This window comes from Halobellus ruber, from assembly GCF_014212355.1.
Classification (GTDB): Archaea; Halobacteriota; Halobacteria; order Halobacteriales; family Haloferacaceae; genus Haloquadratum; species Haloquadratum rubrum.
This window is the reverse complement of sequence record NZ_JACKXD010000001.1, coordinates 378,140-395,877: the sequence shown is the minus strand read 5'-3', so window position 1 is coordinate 395,877 and position 17,738 is coordinate 378,140. Positions and strand designations below refer to the sequence as shown.

16 protein-coding genes, 2 tRNA genes and 2 pseudogenes are annotated in these 17,738 nt (G+C 61.1%); 15 read left to right on the top strand and 5 right to left on the bottom strand.

All coding sequences use genetic code 11. The features are described from left to right. Positions 1–69: 69 nt before the first annotated feature. Positions 70–1,323, bottom strand: a pseudogene (locus tag H5V44_RS02035) (type B DNA-directed DNA polymerase); the annotation flags it as partial. A gap of 102 nt (positions 1,324–1,425) precedes the next feature. Beyond that, positions 1,426–1,785: pseudogene (locus H5V44_RS17225) on the bottom strand (hypothetical protein); the annotation flags it as partial. Between H5V44_RS17225 and H5V44_RS17930 the strand changes: the two are divergent. Continuing rightward, positions 1,673–2,023 carry a calcium-binding protein gene (locus H5V44_RS17930; RefSeq protein ID WP_185191465.1) on the top strand — a complete coding sequence of 117 codons (351 nt, stop codon included), beginning with the start codon at positions 1,673–1,675 and terminating at the stop codon, positions 2,021–2,023. The pseudogene H5V44_RS17225 and the gene H5V44_RS17930 sit on opposite strands and share 113 nt — an antisense overlap. A gap of 203 nt (positions 2,024–2,226) precedes the next feature. Next, positions 2,227–2,754 carry a hypothetical protein gene (locus tag H5V44_RS02025; protein WP_185191464.1) on the top strand — a complete coding sequence of 176 codons (528 nt, stop codon included), beginning with the start codon at positions 2,227–2,229 and terminating at the stop codon, positions 2,752–2,754. Between the two features lie 318 nt (positions 2,755–3,072). On the opposite strand, the gene H5V44_RS02020 is transcribed toward H5V44_RS02025, so the two are convergent. Continuing rightward, positions 3,073–3,147 (bottom strand) — tRNA-Arg (locus H5V44_RS02020). A 131-nt stretch (positions 3,148–3,278) separates the two neighbouring features. On the opposite strand from H5V44_RS02020, the gene H5V44_RS02015 reads away from it, so the two are divergent. Then, on the top strand, positions 3,279–4,526 hold the full coding sequence (locus H5V44_RS02015; protein WP_185191463.1) for a DUF7115 domain-containing protein: 1,248 nt from the start codon (positions 3,279–3,281) through the stop codon (positions 4,524–4,526). A gap of 66 nt (positions 4,527–4,592) precedes the next feature. On the opposite strand, the gene H5V44_RS02010 is transcribed toward H5V44_RS02015, so the two are convergent. After that, positions 4,593–5,000, bottom strand: coding sequence for a DUF5830 family protein (locus H5V44_RS02010; protein ID WP_185192003.1), 408 nt, complete (start codon positions 4,998–5,000; stop codon positions 4,593–4,595). Between the two features lie 256 nt (positions 5,001–5,256). Between H5V44_RS02010 and H5V44_RS02005 the strand changes: the two genes are divergently transcribed. From H5V44_RS02005 to H5V44_RS01995, 3 genes are all read left to right on the top strand, one after another. Next, a complete protein-coding gene (locus H5V44_RS02005; protein WP_185191462.1) occupies positions 5,257–5,919 on the top strand; it encodes a VTT domain-containing protein in 663 nt (220 codons plus the stop codon). A gap of 84 nt (positions 5,920–6,003) precedes the next feature. Next, positions 6,004–6,158, top strand: a tRNA-Met gene (locus tag H5V44_RS02000). 120 nt (positions 6,159–6,278) lie between these two features. Beyond that, positions 6,279–7,091: a hypothetical protein gene (locus H5V44_RS01995; RefSeq protein WP_185191461.1), complete on the top strand. Its 813-nt coding sequence runs from the start codon at positions 6,279–6,281 to the stop codon at positions 7,089–7,091. Between the two features lie 315 nt (positions 7,092–7,406). Here H5V44_RS01995 and H5V44_RS01990 read toward each other — a convergent pair whose 3' ends face one another. Next, positions 7,407–8,696 carry a hypothetical protein gene (locus H5V44_RS01990; RefSeq protein ID WP_185191460.1) on the bottom strand — a complete coding sequence of 430 codons (1,290 nt, stop codon included), beginning with the start codon at positions 8,694–8,696 and terminating at the stop codon, positions 7,407–7,409. Between the two features lie 3,644 nt (positions 8,697–12,340). Between H5V44_RS01990 and H5V44_RS01985 the strand changes: the two genes are divergently transcribed. The 9 genes from H5V44_RS01985 to H5V44_RS01950 all read left to right on the top strand — a co-directional run bounded on the left by H5V44_RS01985 (position 12,341) and on the right by H5V44_RS01950 (position 17,671). Next, entirely contained in the window at positions 12,341–12,493 is a 153-nt protein-coding gene (locus tag H5V44_RS01985; protein WP_185191459.1) for a hypothetical protein, read from the top strand. After that, complete coding sequence (locus H5V44_RS01980; RefSeq protein ID WP_185191458.1) at positions 12,486–13,178, top strand: recombinase family protein; 693 nt, start codon at positions 12,486–12,488, stop codon at positions 13,176–13,178. Before H5V44_RS01985 ends, H5V44_RS01980 begins: the two co-directional genes overlap by 8 nt. A 782-nt stretch (positions 13,179–13,960) precedes the next feature. Continuing rightward, a complete protein-coding gene (locus H5V44_RS17740; RefSeq protein ID WP_281381229.1) occupies positions 13,961–14,086 on the top strand; it encodes a hypothetical protein in 126 nt (41 codons plus the stop codon). Between the two features lie 217 nt (positions 14,087–14,303). Further along, positions 14,304–14,528: a hypothetical protein gene (locus H5V44_RS01975; protein WP_185191457.1), complete on the top strand. Its 225-nt coding sequence runs from the start codon at positions 14,304–14,306 to the stop codon at positions 14,526–14,528. A gap of 112 nt (positions 14,529–14,640) precedes the next feature. Beyond that, a complete protein-coding gene (locus H5V44_RS01970; protein WP_185191456.1) occupies positions 14,641–16,083 on the top strand; it encodes a hypothetical protein in 1,443 nt (480 codons plus the stop codon). Positions 16,084–16,087: 4 nt separating this feature from the next. Beyond that, positions 16,088–16,516, top strand: a complete 429-nt coding sequence (locus H5V44_RS01965; RefSeq protein WP_185191455.1) for a hypothetical protein — start codon at positions 16,088–16,090, stop codon at positions 16,514–16,516. Between the two features lie 45 nt (positions 16,517–16,561). Further along, positions 16,562–16,903 carry a hypothetical protein gene (locus tag H5V44_RS01960; RefSeq protein ID WP_185191454.1) on the top strand — a complete coding sequence of 114 codons (342 nt, stop codon included), beginning with the start codon at positions 16,562–16,564 and terminating at the stop codon, positions 16,901–16,903. Next, positions 16,896–17,384: a hypothetical protein gene (locus H5V44_RS01955; RefSeq protein ID WP_185191453.1), complete on the top strand. Its 489-nt coding sequence runs from the start codon at positions 16,896–16,898 to the stop codon at positions 17,382–17,384. The genes H5V44_RS01960 and H5V44_RS01955 overlap by 8 nt, the downstream gene beginning before the upstream one ends. Continuing rightward, entirely contained in the window at positions 17,381–17,671 is a 291-nt protein-coding gene (locus H5V44_RS01950; protein ID WP_185191452.1) for a hypothetical protein, read from the top strand. The genes H5V44_RS01955 and H5V44_RS01950 overlap by 4 nt, the downstream gene beginning before the upstream one ends. Positions 17,672–17,738: the final 67 nt, after the last annotated feature.

Here is a 17,738-nt window from a genome sequence, read left to right as displayed (position 1 = left end):
GGGAGTGTGGTCGGTTTCGCTGTCGGCTTTCTGCGGGACGGCCGTCACGGGGGAAACGGACGTCGCGGTTCATCGGTCAGCGGCGCCCGACGGAGACTCCCCGAATGCCGTGAGCGCCACCGTGCGGGTATCCGCGAGCTCCCGTCGGAGACGGTCGCGGTCCCAGCCGAACGGCGAGAGGGCGCTCTCGATCGCTCGGACCAGCCGTGTTTCGTAGTACTCCGGATCGTAGTCCTCGGGTGCTTCGTGAGCGAGGGCGACCCTGTCCCGGGAGGTCCTGTCGTCGTCGACGACGACGTACTCGACGTCCTGTCCCGGATGGAGGTCCAGTCCCCGGTCACGGGCCCGCTCGAGCGCCGCTACGTTCCGCGTGGTCTGCGTGTACGCTTCGAGTCTGTCGAGTACCGCGTCGGGCGATCTCGACTCCCCGAGCCGCTCGATACAGTCCCGTTGGACGGTCTCGATATACGATGGCGTGGACCGCTGACGGGCTTCGATGCCGCGGATCTTGAACTCGTCCGCTCCGGAGACCTTCCCGAAGTACTTCGTGAGCGCCCCGGCGTCGCGCTCGCGTTGCGGGACGAACGCCACCCACTCGTAGTGGGCTTCGTGTTCGAGGCGGATCCGAACGTCCGCCGTGATCCGTTCAGCCAGTTCGTCGAGCGGTTCCCGGTCGGCGTCGTCGACAGCGGGGTCCGGAGACACCCGGATCGAATCAACGACCCCGTGGAGGACCCGCCAACCGCCCGCTTCGAGCCGGGCTTTCGCGTTCAGCAGGCTCTCTCGGGCGTACGCGGTGATCGCTTCGTGGCACTCGATGCGCCCGAACGTCGCGTTGCTGAACCCCTGATACCCGAAACACGCGACCGGAATCCACTTCAACGCCCCCGATCGGTCCCTCAGTTCCGTCAGCCGTTCCGGATCGGGCTGTTCACGCGCCTGTTCCCGTCGGATCTCCGCTTTGATCCGATCCCGGTCTTCGATGATCGGTTCCAAGACGCCCACGAGATACCTTCGGTCGTCGCAGATGGCGTAGCCGAGCCCCGGGACGTCCGCACGATCACGGTGACAGTCGCACCGGATCACGTCCGGGGTACGGATGATGTTGGGATACAGGCTCGAAAAGTCCAGTTCGTGGACGTCCTCGCGGAGCCCCACCTCGGGAGCGAAGACGAATCCACCACGGTCGGCGTCGTGGAGTCGCCCCGCCGACTTGAAGAACTCGTGTCACCAAGAGTTCCGGGGGACCGGAACCCCGCGGTCGTGGGCTTCGCAGATCTGGATCGCGGTGAGAACGTTCTCGATCGAGGCCCACGCCGCCTCTTAGAGTGGGTTCGCTGAACGACTCGTTCGCTCTCCGGACACGGCGACCACAGTACCGACCGGGTCGTCCGGACCGGCCTGCGGCGTCTCGGACGGGTCGATCCCGAGATGCTGGTACGGCTCGAATCCGCGGGCGACGTGGATTCGGTCGAGCAACCGGCGGCTCGGAGCGAGTTTCGCGAGCGTGGTGCTCGTGGCGTATCCGTTCGCATCGATCCACCACGCGGGTCCGTCGTCGTGAACGAGGAGATGGTCCAACACGAGTGATTGGAGCACGGACGCGCCCCGCGACTGTTCGAGTTCGAGCAACACCAGCCCATCGTCCAGCGATGGCAGCAACGAGGCCTCCGTGGACGGATCTGCCCGTTCGACGAGTTCCCGATTCCGGTCCGCCGGCCGGGGTGGACGGCCTGCGGTCGTTGCCTCCTCGCCGGGGGAGCCGGCGTGGTTTCGATGGCGCATACCCACCAAGATACGTGAGAACCCGATAAGCGACGGCGTGGCGTTTCCGGAAGTTGCCGAAAACGGCGCTCGGGACGCTGCTGGCGGTAACAGGCCCCTTCGGGTTCGAGTCCCTCTCGTCACCACTGAGTGGAAGGGCCGAGAGTTCGGCGTGCCATTGAGCCAAGTTAAGCCGATTGACGCTAATGGTGCCACTGAGCAGGCTGTATCGGACTGGCACTACTGGCTCGAACGATAACATCACTGGCGTCGGTAGAGAAGGACTCCACACGCACGACGGCCTACCGGTTCCGCGTCAAGCACGAGTACGATCCGACCTCACTCTGGCGGGACATCGTCGTGGGCGCGGATCGCACACTCAACGAGTTCCAGACGGTGCTGATACTGTTGGCTATAACTACGTGAAAATTTTCGACACCCCGGGGTGTCGAAATCCTTCACGTGACTATAGCCGACAGTATGAATCGTACGGTCGGGGTGAATCAAGACCACCTGTGGTTTTTCGGCACCGACCAGGACTACTGGAACAGCGACGTCCAGTACAAGCGGCCCGGCGAGATTGAACAATCCTCCGGCGGGATGTTGCGCGGTGGCGGGGGGTACGACGCTGGAGAGACGACGATCAGCCAGATGGTCCGTCAGTTGGATCTGAAAGAACGAGACCGGATCTGCTACCTGTTCGACTACGGCGACGAGTGGCGCTTCTACGCTATCGTCAAGGAGATTGATGGGGAGCGCTCAAGCGGCACAGAGCCAGAAGTTGTAAACAAAGGGCGAGCCCGTGGAGCAGTATCCACCGCACGGCAATGGTTGGTAGCCAATTCCCTTGGGGCAGGGTGCTATAGAACGGTTAACATACAATCTCCTGATCGTCTCGGATTGCTCAAGACAGGTGAACTACCGACCGCGAGCGAACGCAGTGAGCGAGCGGGCCAAGAGCCGACCGACGGGAGGCTCGCAGGCTTTTGATGCAGCTTTTACCAGCGAGCCGAAGGCGACCGCAGCAAAAGGTCGGTACGCACGCAGATTCTCACGACTGATTCAGATAGTGGTTCCGTGAAATAAACTCCGAGACAAGTCTTCTATGATACCCCACCTAATTAGAGGGGCCTGCTCGCGCGCAACGACCAAATGACTAATACAGTACAATCCGTTTTAGCTCTTGGTGAATCACCAGACGGGAGCGACCCCCGTGATGCAACATAACGAACTTGATCGCCAGGACACCCACCTCATTTAAAAGGAAGGCGGCGCTGTCCTGTGTATCCTAAGCGGTATGCCGCATAATGGGCGCTGCAGGATTTGAACCCGCGACAGCTTGGTCCGAAGCCAAGTACTCTGTCCAGGCTGAGCTAAGCGCCCGAGGCACAGGCGTTTACCCACGCGCTTCCGATTCAAACGAGCACACCCGCAGATAAAAACACACCGGATCGGGGCCCGTGGGCGGACGGACGACCCACGGATTTATGACCGAACGGACGGAGAACCGACCTATGAGTCAACCGGAGATCGTCCGGTCCGACCTCGGCGACGAGCGGGTCGTGGCCCACGTCGACCTGGGGGGCGAGGACGGACTGTACGTGACGCCCACGCGGACGCTCCTCTACCGGGCGGAGGGGCTGCTGTCCGACGAGTCCGTCGAGGAGTTCTCCCACGGGGCGGAACGCATCACGGTCTCGGAGGGGCGTCGCAAGGCGAAGGTGACTCTGGATTACGGCCTCGACGGCGAGCGGACCATCTCGCTGCCGACGAGTCGACTCGATCGCGCGCTCCAGCCGATCGTCCGGGGCGTACTCCGGGAAAACGGCGTGCTCGACGCCGACGAATCGATCGCGCAGCTCTTCCGGTTCAAGGAGCTGACGGTCGTGGTCGCGGGCGAGCGCGTGGTCAGGCACATCGGCTCGGGACTCTGGGACCAGGAGTTCGAGTCGTACCACTACAGCGACGTGACCGACCTGGAGTTCGAGGACGGCAGCGTGAACACGTCCGTGGTCCTGACAGTCGACGGCCAGCGGGAGCGGTTCAAGACGCCCAACGAGGACGCCCGCGCGGTCCGATCGGCGCTGGAATCGACGCTGCTGTCCTACTGGGACGTCGACTCCATAGAGGGGCTGCGAGCCGCGACCACACCCGAGGAATCGGATCCTGAGAGTGCAGAGGCCGGCGAGGAGGAGGACGTCTCCTTCGGTGACGGCCCCGACCCGCTGTTCGCCGATCCCGCGGCGCCGGAGGACCGCCCGGAGAACGCCACCCGGGCACCCGACGACGGGGGCCCGGAGGCCGGATCGTCCCCCGACAGCGGGGCGGTCGCGGACCGAACGGACCCACGGGCGGAGGCCACAGACCCGGACGCCGACACCATCGCGCGGGGGACGGCCGAATCCGCCGACGCGGGGACAGCCGCGGAATCCACCCGATCCGAGGCGGGGGCACGTGGATCGGAGGCGGGTACCGAACCGACTCCGTCGACCGAAGTCACCGACTCGCCGGCGCAAAACGGCAGCGACGCGGGGAGCCCCGGACCTGGCACTGGCGCGGTGGCGGACGAGAGGATGGGGGACGACCAACCGGGCGAGGGGTTCGAGGGCTCCGGGTTCGAGGCGGCCGCCCCCGCGACCGACGAGCAGGTCTTCGAGGAGCTCGCGGCGCTGCGGGAGGTCGTCGAACGACAGAACGAGGAACTCGTTGCACAACGTGAGCTGATCGAGCGACTGATCGAGGAGCTGCGCCGCGGCCGCTGATCGGCCGACAGGCGGACGTCGAGCGCCCCGGTAACAGACAGTCCGAGCGTCCGTCGTCGACCTGAGCTACGTCCGACCCAGGACTTTTCGCACGCACTCGGGGCCGAACGGGCCGAGTTCGCCCGCCTCGAACTGGATAAAAAAGCCTGTGCCGAGGCCGGCGCCGCAGCGCCGACACTCGTAGTTGCCCTCCCGGCGGATTACCCCCGTCTCGAACCGGACGAACGTTCCGCCGCGTCGCGTCCGGATCCGGCCCGCCTCGCGCTCGATGACGCCGCGGAGTTCCGCAGTGTCGAGGATCTCCCGCGTCAGCGCGGGGTTCGTGGTGATGGTTTCGATCCGGTCGACGGCCTCGGAAACCGACAGCGACTCGCGTTCGAGGTGTGCGAGGAGGTCGACGCCGAGTTCGACCCGCTCGTCCCGACCGAGGTCGGCGAGCGAGGGACGGTCGGCAGCGTCGGCGTCGCGGTCGATGTCGGCATCGCGGTCAGCCTCGGCATCGCTGTCGTGGCTCCCGGCCTTCGTGGCTCCTGCGGCGTCGGAATCGGCGGCCGCGTCGCTGTCGGAATCGGACGCGAACGCCGAGAGGTCCGGTTGGTCGTCGGGGTCGTCGCCTGCCACGGTCGTATCTCGCCGGCGGAGCGACTAAACCTTGCGCCGGGACGCAACCCGGATTCCGCCCGCCCCGTGGTCACTACTATTATGTGGTGCCGACGGCGACCCGGAGGCGATGGAACTCTCCGGGACCAGACGGGGGCTCGTCGCCGGGGCGGCGCTCGCGGTCGTTCTCGCGGGGGCGATCCTTACGTCCCCGGAGGCCGTGTTCTCGCGGGCGGCGTGGCTGGTCGCCGACCCCGTTCGGCTCCTCGCCGCGGCGGTCGCGTTCGCGGTCGTGCGGCCGCTCCTGGCGTGGCCGACGACCCTATTGGCGATCCTGCTCGGGTACGGCCTCGGGGTTGCGGGGTTCCCGATCGCGCTCGCCCTGGTGACGCTCACGAGCGTGCCGCCGTTCCTCCTCGCCCGACGCCTCGGCGGCGACGGCGACGTTGCGGCCGCGGGCGCGGCGTTCGTCGACCGGGCCGGCGGGGTCCGGAGCGTGATCGCCAGCCGGTTGGTTCCCGCACCCTCGGACGTGGTGTCGGTCGCGGCGGGCGTGGCCGGCGTGCGGCTGCCGGCGTTCCTCGTCGGGACCGCGATCGGGGAGGTGCCCTGGGTGCTCGCGGGGATCGTCGTCGGGGTCTCCGCGGAGACGCTCACCGCCGGGGCTGTGGCGGACGTTGCGGATCCACGGCTCGTCGTTGCCGCGGCGCTTGCGGCCGTGCTCCTCGTGGCACCGACGGCGTACGACTGGTATCTCGAGCGCGGGGTCGGCGGCGTCAACGAGGACAGGTGAACGACTCCCCGAGCGCGACGCCGACGCCGCGCCGTCGCGGGACTTGCGAAGGTTTAAGAGCGTCATCGGATTACGGGGAGACGAGCCCGGGTGGCTTAGCTGGACATAGCGCCGCACTCATAGGGTTTCCCGAGATTCGGTGCGGTTCGCCTTGGAAGCCTCCGCCGCTCCCCACGGGGCCCGCCGAGCCTCGAACCTGGGACATGCGGAGATCGTGGGTTCGGAGCCCACCCCGGGCAATTATCAATATGTTTTCATTCCCAGCGTAGTGGACACGCTATCGTAACCGGGAGACAGGACAGCGTACCCCGGTGTAATCCCGGTGAACGGCCCAGCAGACGTGCTGAGGTGATCGTCTGATGTCATCGCAGGGATACTCGGATGCCGATAGGGACAGCGAGACATCAGTCACGCTCGCGGAAGTGGTCGCCGAGGTTCGGGAGCTGCGTGCGGAGAACGAAACCCTCCGGGAAGAGAACAGCCAGTTGCAGGAACGCGTCTTCGAGTTGGAGGACCGGGTCGGGCAACTCGAGGCGTCACAGAACGCGACCGAACACGCGGCGACACAGGCAGAAACGGCCGCGGAGGAAGCCGAGGATGCCGCGCAAGCGGCAGTCGATATCGCCACCAAGGCTAGAGAAGCGGCCGACGACGTGGCCGCAATCAGAGAGGCTGCCGATGACGCCAAAGAACTGGCCGAGGACCTCCAAGAGCAGACGGAGAAACGCGGTGAGATCTATCGGGATATGATCGCTCGGGTTAACACGTTCGAGTCCAGGCTCAACGCCTTCGAGGGTCGACTCGAACTATCGACCTACAACTCGGGGACAACGAAAGACCGCGTGAAACGACTGCTCATCGACCAGTTGATCTACAAAGCGTACCAGGACAAACAGCGGAGCCGGCAGGCGACAGCCGGCAAGGGTGGGTTCGCGTGCGACGATGTCCACGAACTCGCAGCCACCCACCACATCGACATCTCTCGACCCTACGGATCCCAGATCGCGACCGAGCTCGCCGAGGAAAAGGAATTCGTCCATCGGAAAGGTGGCGGCGAGCGGAACACGGGCTCGAAGACGGCCGTCACGGTCCGGTTCGACGATCTTCCACCGGCGCTCCAGGACCGCGGGGAGGAATTGTACGAGTCCAACGTAGACGGAGGTGAGCTGTAACAGAGTTACAACAGCACACAAGAGAGACCGTGCCGCTCACGCCCAGCACACGGTCGTTCTAATCACAAGGCTGATACAGCGGGCGTAATTAATCGTACTCTCTCGTACGAGTAGTCGTACAGCCGTCGTTTTTCGCCGTATTTTTCGCCGAAAACGCGTGATTTCGATGGGTTGAGCCACCTCTGAGCCTGTTGTAACTCAGTTACAGATTATTGTGATTGCTGTGGTTCCACGGTCGCTCGCGCCACCGGGTGGCAAAAGAATCCGCGGGAATTGTGTCTCGATCCTGCTGCGCTCGCGGTGAGAGGGCGAGCGTTAGGCGAGTGTACTCGGATCGACGTTCTTTGCGATGGCCTGCATTAGCGTCACCGCCGATCGGTTGTGGTAGCGGTTCCGGGCCTCCTCGTCGATCTCGCTATCATCCTCCTGATAGTGCTCCATCGTTGCCTCGAAGGCCAGATGGGCCATATATTCCCGAGTATATCGGTTTAGGACGTTCTCGCTGCGCGTGACGTTATCCAGGATGGGCTGTATCTTTTCATTGAACAGCGCCACGTAGACCTGGTCACGGTCGTCCTCGCGGGGAATATACCTAACAACACTTTCCTCCCCGAAGTTGAATGGGTTGTCGCCGGTGTTGTCCTCGTAGGGGATCACCTCCGGAGAGACTGCTCCACTTGAGACGTTATCAGCGCTGTCCTGTTCGATGGGCTCGCCGACGATGACGTCCGTTGACGCAGTGAGCGTATCACTGCCGCCGTTCCAGGCCAGCTGGATCTCGATCTTACCCGTAGATCCGACGGAGACAGACTCGTCGACGCTGAACACCACGTAGGTGTGCCCGTTTTTGAGCCGACGTCGGTTCTGCCGACTGAGTGCGTGAGCGGCAGTGCCCGACGAGATCGGCATCCACTGGACGTCATCTCGCTCGTCGAAGTGGTTCTCCGCATCGAGCCGGAGGTGGAGCTGGAACGTCCCGCCCTGCCGAACGGTGACGGGCCCGCCTCGTTCGGCCGCGGGATTCGCGATCTCCAGCCAGGTGGGTTCCGGTTTCAGGTTATCGACGGGATCGGGAACGTATGGGTCGGTCGGTCCGCCGCCATCGCCGTCGCCACCCGATCCGGACTCTCCGCCGTCAGTTTTGACAGCATTCCCTCCGGGAACTTCCAGCCCCGCGATATCGTTGGATTCGATATCGAATGTGTTCATCAGGTCCGCGAGATCCTCGTTCGCCTGGTCGGCGGAATCGCCGCCCTCGCGCGCCTTCTGATGGTAGTACTCGTCCAGCGCGTTCAGTTCGGGATCGGCATCGAGCGCATCCTCAAGCGCCTGGCGCACGTGTTTGTACTCTTCACCCTCCATCGCGCGGTCGCGCGTGCTTGAGAACACGTGATCTCGTTTCGTTGCGTCGAGTTGGTCGAAATTCACCTCGACGATGACTCGATCCTTGATGAAGCCGAGGTCAGCCGAACTCAGGAGACGTTTATTCTCCTCGTGGTGAACCTGCCCACTGAGGGTGAACACGACGGGGTTGGCTGGATCGACGAACCGATTCACAACGGCGCGTTTGGTATCGTCCTGGCCGCTTTGGCTGGGGTCGACCACCCACCCGCGTATCGAGCGTGCCGTATTTCGTTGGCACGTCCATTGTCCCCTGTGTTCGGTCCCCGTCGAGTTCGTCGACATCCGTGACCTCGTCCACGTACTTCGATGCGTTCAGGAGGTGTCGACCACCCTTTACTGTCGTCTCGGCATCTTGATACCGAGAGTCGATCACCCGGAACGGGTAGACCGAGGCGAAGAGGTGGTGCTTCATCACTCCCGAGACGTTCGACCGCTTGAGTTTATCATCGCCGCGGCCGGTGAATCCGTCGGCGTAGTAGTCCACGAGTCGGATGACGGAGCCTCCGTCCGCCAGTATCTCAGCCTCGTCAGCGGAGACAGTCGGGATGGATCCGTCCGGCCGCGCAGCGAACTCGTACGCACGCGTGGTCGTGCCATCATCCATCTCGTGTTCTTTGTTCTCGCGGACGATCGTCCAGCCGATGGGACCGCCCGTGTACGACCGCGAGATGATGATCGTATAATCGGCGAACCGGAAGGTGTTGCTGCCGCCCTGCCCGAATCGACCGATGAGGTAGGGCTTTGAATTCTTGTTGTCACCGTGCAGCGAGAGGAACGTGTCCGTGAAGTCCTCCGGCCGCTGTCCGATCCCCTGATCGTGGAGATCAATCGTGAGCCGATCCTCGTCGCTGGCTTCCGAGAGGACGACGCGAGCCCGTTCGGCAAGCTCACGAAGCCTGTCGCTGTCGACTTCCTCGTAGCCCCCGGCCGGCAGCCCGAAGAGTTCCGACGCCGCGTCCCGGGGGTTGTCGGGGAGAGCTTCCCGTGCGGTCTCGGTGTCCCCGTACCGCTCGAGGGCCTTCCGCTCGAGGGTGGCATCGGTGACATTTGTCAGGCGCTCAATAAGCGCCTTCTCCGGGGTGCCTCCCATCTCGATGGTGCCGGTGTTGTTCTGATCACCGACCCGGAACCACTCCAGGCCGAGATCGTCTTGCTGTTCCTCGATGAACGCCTCGACCTCAGCGGCGGTGCTGAGGTCCGTGAGGCGCATTAGAGTCGTGCCGGATTTCGAGTCCGGTGAGGTAGCTTCGCTCATTGTCGGCGTGGCTGTCGCTACCCCAGACAGTTGATTTAAGTAGGAGCCGGACCAACGTCTACGCAAGACGTTGGGGCTTGCTCCCAGCGTCTGGGGACCTCCGGGCCGGCTGGGTGGTGCTTGGCGGCCCGGCGGATTTTCCTGCGAAAACCCGGACGGTTAGACGCCCGAGTACATACAGGCACCCGTTTCTTACCGACCCTCGTAAATAAGCCTTGCCCGTCACAGTGACTTCTTTGGTGTCATAATTTGGATATAGACTCGGAAGGCAGGAGCAAGGAATATTTTAGAAAATTCTACAACGCCTTCAGAGTGTGTCTAAGAGGCACTTCTATCCGTGTGTGCTGAAACGTAAACGGCCATAGATGAGATCATATTCATACCATATTCAATACAATTTCACTATCAGATATTTTATACCAGCGCGCAAAATAGGCCGCTTTTATATACTCTGGCGTGGCTTCCAGTTTACTTCTGGATAGAACTACGAGAGGGATTGTCCTCTCCAGTACACTCCTTTGGACAGAGTCACAAAGCGAGATATTATTTTGAAGGCCGGATAAAATTAGAGCGCTAATAAATTGTCTCGATTTATCCTTCTCGATTACTAGAGTGACAGCAAGTGATTCTGCACGCGAAATTTTGTGTTGATTTGAGTAGGACAAATACCGGTTTAGCACTCTTCTTTTCCATTTTAAAAAGATGCCCCGGTTAGAGAATGACACCCCCTTCGATCACTCAGCGGAATGTGATGTCGTATGTAAATTGGAATATAACTCGAGGCGTCCTACACATTATAGTGAAAATACGCCTATCGGTGCTGCGGGGACGCTTAGAATTCAACCACCAATCACGAGCTCTCGAAGGTCGCTCTCCCGAGACAAGTGTTAATCGTAGTCCCTCTCGCGAGTGTCGCTCTGGCTCGTAGAATCTCCCGCGTGGCGACTCCAATGGCGATCTAAATCCCGTTACGGTCGTACATCAGCAGATTCCAAACCGACAGACAGCGTGGTGCCAACGACATACGTTACCACACCAGTGATTCACCAGTATGATATCAAGGTCGATTAGTCCCGTAATTAGACCCGGGAGGACCTGAACTCGCAGCTAATACTTATTTTAATTCAAATGTGTATATCAACCGATGCCGTCTGGATTACGCCCTGTTTCCCTCTCCGAACATTCTTCTGACACTCGGGTAAAGGCTAAACATATTGTTGGCGTTGACGAATCTGGGAATTCAGCAGACGGCCCCTTCGTTGTGACCGCGGTTCAATGTCCCCGAAGTTCTGGCGAACAGTTGGCGGAGATTCTCATTGAACTTGACTTGGACCCCTGGAGGAGCAAGTCCTCTTCAAAACCGGAAGGGATGACTAATGAGGAACTCACGAAAAACGTAGAAAGACTCTTAGAGAGGATAACAGGGAGTCCTATCAGTTGGCACGCCACGGCTTGCTGGGGGAGTTGTCAAGCTGATCAGCGTGCGATGGCCATCTGTATCCTTTCCACCAAGGCCCTTGTCAAGAGCCAGGGCGAGTACGAAGGAAATGCCGTTATTATGCACGATGGTCGCGGAATGGAGTTTGGAAACGGATATATAAAACTCAGGCGCGCAGCCAGGGAACAGTTCCAAGGATTCGGTGATCGTGAAACGCCCGTCTACTTGACAACGTTAGATTCAGGTGACAGAATTTATCCAGAGATCACAGCAGCGGACTATATTTCGGGGCTACTGAGGTCCGAGATTCAGGACAGGGGTATTGAACCAGTGCAGCGATCCCACTTGGATAGATTAGATCGATCGTGGTCCGCTCCATCCGATTCCCCGCCGGAACCGAAATATGACATTAGACGACGAACTCGGCGCCGGGAACCAAGGCGCGAGGACCGAGCTGCAGCTTGGATTGAGGGTCGTAGACCCCCGACCGATGAGGTATGGGGGGATAACCCATTGGACACAATCGTGAATCGATTAGAGTCTAAAACAGTTCGCGAGTATCTGCTCAGGGAACTGTGAGATGAGGAAAACCGCCGGATGTCGACACACGTGCGCTGTGACCACACGTGCTTCTCGGACCGAGCCCTGCCACAGGGGCAAGGGCCCGGTCCGCATCCTCACCTAATCCTAGACAGACTAGAGAATATAAATTTTCCTGTGCTTAGTGCGCTAGTGCGGATGGCCTAGAAGCATCCGTCTAGCCGAACCTGTTCTTGATGCGCTAGTGCGAATATCTCAGAGATTTCCTTACCGCCTAGCCTGTTCGACGAAATTCTAATTATATGCTATACGAGTCAGTGCCGCTGGGATTGGACACCACCTGTGAGATCCACGCACCAGTACTGTACAGATACCGAAACCACCGAGCGCAGATTACAGTGTAGCCGAGCGACTTGTGATCTTCTCACAAGTCACCAACAGCTGAACGAGATTGAACTCTCTCCGACGCCGATGTCTACTTGACAATAACAAGCCGCGTAAATCAACCGAAGTGTGGTCACCGGTGGTTCGGCCACTGTCGAATAAGCCCCCGGTCTCCCGACGCCCTGCATTAGACCTAAGTCCAGACCTTCGTATAGACCTACCAAGCGAATGCCGAAAACCACAGTTAATCGCGGCTCGAACGGCCAGTACAAGACGACCGTGCCAAAGGGGCTGGCCGAGGCGATGGATCTCGACGGCGAACGTATCGAGTGGAAGATCAAATCCGGATCAACCCTGGAAGTCACGAAGGTCGATGAATAGGGCCATCGGCTACGCGCGCCTCAGCCAAGAGGGGAAGAGCATCCCCGAGCAGATTGAAGAGATCGAAGAGTATTGCGAGAACCGCAGCCTCGATCTCCTCGACATCTATAACGATGGCGAGCAAAGCAGCGGCTACACCGACGAGCGTGAGGAATACCAACGGCTCCTTGAACATCTTCGCGATGACGATCGCGACGTAGATCACGTTGTCGTCCGCGGACTGTCCCGTCTCTCCCGCGATCGTCTCCATCGGATGCAGCTGCTGATCGAACTCCATCGGGAGGATGTCGACGTCCACGCCGTCGACCGCGGCTCGCGAAATCCAGTCGACTTATCCGAGCCGTGGGCGCTCACACGGGAGGCAGGCCAGGCCGATGCTGACGATGTCGAGAAGCGAAAGGAAGCAGAGCGTGGCAGGCAGGAGGCCGAGCGCCGAGCGGAACTCGGACTCCCAAACGGGCAACCCCCGATCGGACTCGCTTACGGCCCGGATAGTGAACGCTGGGTACCGGGTGACCAGTTCGATGTCGCACTACGTGTCCTCGAATTGCGTGATGCCGGCTACTCCTATCGCGAGATCGCTACCCGTGTGGACGTAGTCTCGAAAGACCAGGTTGGCACAATACTTGACCGCCGTGGAGAGTACGAGGCGCTTGTAACGAGCAAGCCATCCTCGGAATCCTGATGGGTGTGCTCGACCTGCGTGAATATCCGAGAAACCCAGAATATCATCGAGAAGCTATAGCTCAGCCCAGATTGATGCCTAATAGGATACTATCCTATAGAGGTGATCTGTCAACGTCCGCTATTCCGGAAGTTCTGCTGACAGATGTGAAGTGCCCCAGGAAAGTCTGAGCGATTGATCGTGCCCGCGTGCGCTATTCGTCAGACCAGATCGACTCCGCTTTCCGAAATCGGATTTCGTCACCTTCCGGTTTCACTAGGAGGGTTTCGCCAGAGTCGACGTCAACTTCCTCGGCGGCTGCACGGGGGATTGTTACCCGAAGCGATCGCGTCGCCTCCTGCACGACGACTGCTCGTATACGTGTATCATCACCATCCATAGTTACTGATATTATTTGTATAGCATATTTGTATTTAAAGCCACGGGAGCAGCCACTTGCAACTACTGGCAGCCACTTGCAAACACCTTATTTCGCGGTTATAGGTCCGAGCACGCCAGGTTTCGAGGTGACGGCCACGCCCGGTCGGTCCGGTGCGATGGTCGGTTCCAGCTATGATCGGAAGACACGAGAACGGCGCCTCGGATCCCTTCGTTGTAACACCAACGGAGGACCCAGATGACGGACGAATCGAACGAGGATCAGTCAGATATGGGTTCCACACGTCGGCCGGGCAGTATGTCGATCGCGTCCGTCGCGTGACGATCAGTTGCAGCTCTGTCGAACTCTGTGAGAGACATATCGCAGCAACTCGCGAGTTGAATGCTCCCACTGGGGGTATTCCGTGACCGACGCGCTCGACCTCACGCGTCGACTCCGGGAACGTGTGGAGGCCATCGAACGTGGTCGCCAAGAGCAGGAGCTCGCCGCGTTCAGCGAGACAGTAGAGGCCCCAGAAGGTGGCATATGAGCGTATTTACCACGCCCCTGAACCTCATCGCAACGGGCCTTGCGCTCACTGCAGGGACAGTCGCAGTCGCGGGGCCACTATTGTACCTGGCCGCCCCCGTAGCCACCAATCGCGGTCGCCAGCGTCTGGGCGCTAAAGTGGTGCGTCGAGTCTATCGCCGGGGTATCCAACGAAGAGACCCTGCTGAGCGACATCCCGGGGTGAACACGTGAGGGGAATGGATCCAGCGCTCGGACCGCGTGTGTTGTTCCTCGGCGGGACGATCGCGGGCTGCTTCGCGACGGTCGCCATCGTGCTAGCAGTCGCGCTGCTCGACAGCGCGGCGGCTGTGATGATCGCCGGGCTGCTCCCGATCATCGTGCTCATCGCGGCTGCCTACGACTACGGCGGCCGCGACGGTCTTGAGGAGACACTTCAGCCACACGCCGAGGAGGAACCGTGACCCGACCGGACCGTGACGCCGCCCGGAAAGGTGGCTACGTCCGGCAGCACGGCCCCCGACAGGGCCGTCTGAAACACGCAGTCCAGGCACTCAAACAGCGGCTTTTCAATAGATGACACACAAGAGACTTCGACAGGTGGGCATCCTCGCACTGCTGGTGTTGTTCGTCGCCAGTAGTGTAGCGATGCCCGTGATGGCACAGAACAGTGCGGTCAACTACGACGCGGACGCGACCCAGTCCCAGTACTACCGTGGCGAGGTGACGATCGACACCTACCGGATGGATTGGAACGGACTCCAGTGGGAGAACGACGCCGGTGAAGTGGAAGACCTCGCGGGCCAGGTGAACGAGTCGGCGGACAACCCATACTCGTACACCGTCACCCGGGTGAACGCTTCGGACTTCGGCGCGTTCCCTCACCAGAAGGACGGCGTCTCAGCACTCGACGCGGGCGAGTGGACGACCTCGGGCGCATCGGTCTCGAACGTCGAACCTGCCACGGGTGTCGATGCGGTCGAGATGACGCTCGCGCAGGGTGACTCCGCGACGTTCTCGAACTTCTCGATCGCGAGCGACGAGTCCAAGAAGTCGCTGATGATGGCGTTCGATGTCGACTCGCTTGACTCGAACGCAGTGATCGAGGTCCGAATAAACGATTCGGATGGCGACTACAAGATGGCCGAAATCAATGCCAGTGAGTCCTCGGGTGAGGACTGGATGGCGGGCGCGACGGGCGACGGGTTTGTCTTCCAGCGCCAGCTCGGTGAGATTCCAACGGAGACGACCAGCGGGTCGGACGGGACGTTCAATGACATCGAAGAAGTCGAGGTGGTCGGCCAGACCAACGGCGGGACCATTACCGTCACCGCCCTGAACCTCGATAAGTCCGGGAACTACGTCCTCGGTGACCGCCTGACGGACACCGACAGCGACGACGAGCTCGAAACCGAGACCATCACCGAGGTCAAGGACGGCGGTCCGATCGCCGTAACCGACCTTTCGACGCTCGGCGATACATTCGATAACGCGGTGGTCAACGGCCTCACGGTGGACTTCCACCGATACCCGAGTTCGCTTCCGAGCACGGCTGTCAAAGTGAACTTCAGCAAAGCAGGCGCGTACCCCGGCTTCGACTTCAAGATCGACCTGTACTACCGAATGCAGCTCGACACGGGCTACGACCTGAGCTACTCGAACCTCGAACTCGTCGCCGAGCAGTCGGTGCCGGAGAGCCGCTATCAGGCGACCGATATCGTCGAGGGCGCCTCGGACACCGACTTCGATGACCTCTCGTGGAACGATGCTGGCGTGACGTACGGCAGCGTCGGCGACACGATCGTCGTCGAAGACACGGTCCAGCCCTCGCAGAACATTGCGCTGCATTACCAGTACCTTGTCACTGGAGACGAGCGAACGGCGATGCAGCAGACCGGCGGCGCGATCGGACCGACCGGCGGTTCCGGTGGCGGTATCGTCGGCTTCATCACAAGTATTCCCGGGATGATCGTCACGACGCTGGCCGGCCTGGCCGGTGGCAAATGGATTATGGGGTAACCCGATGGCGCCAAGCGCCACCGAACTCCTGAACCGCGCGAAGGGGTCGTCACTGACCAATATCGCCAAACGTGGGTTCGGAGCGTGGCTGCTGTCGATCTCGGCAGGGTTCATCACCGGTACTCAGGCCATCATCGATCTAGCGCTCATCACGCCAGCGAATCTCCTGACCGACTTTATGGGCGCGACGCTGGGAGCATTCCTGATCGAGCCGCTGGGCGTCATCATCGCCGGCAGTGAGGCCTCACAGCAGGGTGTCCGTGCCTTCGGCCTCTTCGGGCTGATCGTTGGCATCGTGATCGTCTTAGCGGCCTTCTGGATCATCATCCAGTACATCAACCGGCAAGACACGACTGATCTGCCCTTCCCGGGTCTCACGACCGACACCGTCCCCTTCGTCGGAGCAGACGAGGAGGCCGACGTCGACGACTGAGATGTCCCGAGATCGCCGCACCCCCTCGACAGGAGGTGAATCCTGATGAGCAGCGACGGCCAGTCGCTTCGCGAGTCCTTCCTCAGCAATAGCAGTGTGAACTGGGTAGATCTCGGCGAGGCGACGGCTGGAGCGATTCTCCTACAAGTGTTCAGACTCCTAATAGCGATCCCGCAGGGGTTCGGCGCGGCGATCGAGTCGTTCACCGACCGGATCACCGCTGGCTTCGCGTCGGGCATCGATCAGCTGTCGATGGCGATCACCGGCGAGGCCGCGGCAGCGTGGGCTCCGTTCGACGGGGGCGTGTTCTCGCTACTGTTGAACACGGTCGTAGTGCTGGCAGCGGTGTTCGTCGCCGTTCAGGGCTGGAGGTGGCTCGATGCCTGAGCCAGGACCAAGTACCGACCCGACCTCTAAGAACGACACGGAGGTTGACCTGCCGGGGTGGATCGACAATCCGGAGCGAAAGATCCGAAACGTCGTCTTCGGCGCGCTCCTGTCGGGGTTCGCGTCGATCCTGAACGGACTGTTCGGCGCGGCTGAACTCCTTGTCCTCGGCAGCCTGCCCCGAACCTTCGGCGCACCTAACGAGACGTGGGGGCTGGCCGATCTCCCGGCAGTTCTCTCTCGACTCGCAGGCGACGCATTGGGAACGCTCATCGGTAGCGGCTTTGAGATCCTCGCCTCGCTGATTGCGGGGACGATCCCCGCGACTGATGGGCCACTTTCGGGGCTGATCGCAACGGTGGTGATCGTCGTGGTAGTCGTCGGAGCAGTCCGCATCGGCGGGCCGCTTCTGCTGGCTGGCCTCGAAGCGATCCCGATCATCGGCGGCCCGATCAGTTCGCTGCTCAGGAGGCTCCTATGACACTGAAAGAGTGGCTCACACACCCGATCACCGTGCTCACTGGATCGCTGGGCGTGATCGGCATCGGCATCGAGCCGGCGCTAATCAAGGGCCTGTTCGCAGCGCTGTGGGCGACAGCACCGACGCTGTTCACCGCCTCGTCGATCACAGCGTTCACGATCGCGCCGGAGATCAACGTCCTCGAACCGCTCCAGCCGGTCGCGGTCGGGGTCGCTCTCATCACCGGCGGGATCTACCTCGCAAAGCTCGGCAATCGCGCACTTGAGGAATTCCAAAAACGACTATGAGACAACACACTTTCGACACGAACACGATTCAGACGGATAGACACCGTAACACGGCGACGACAGGAGG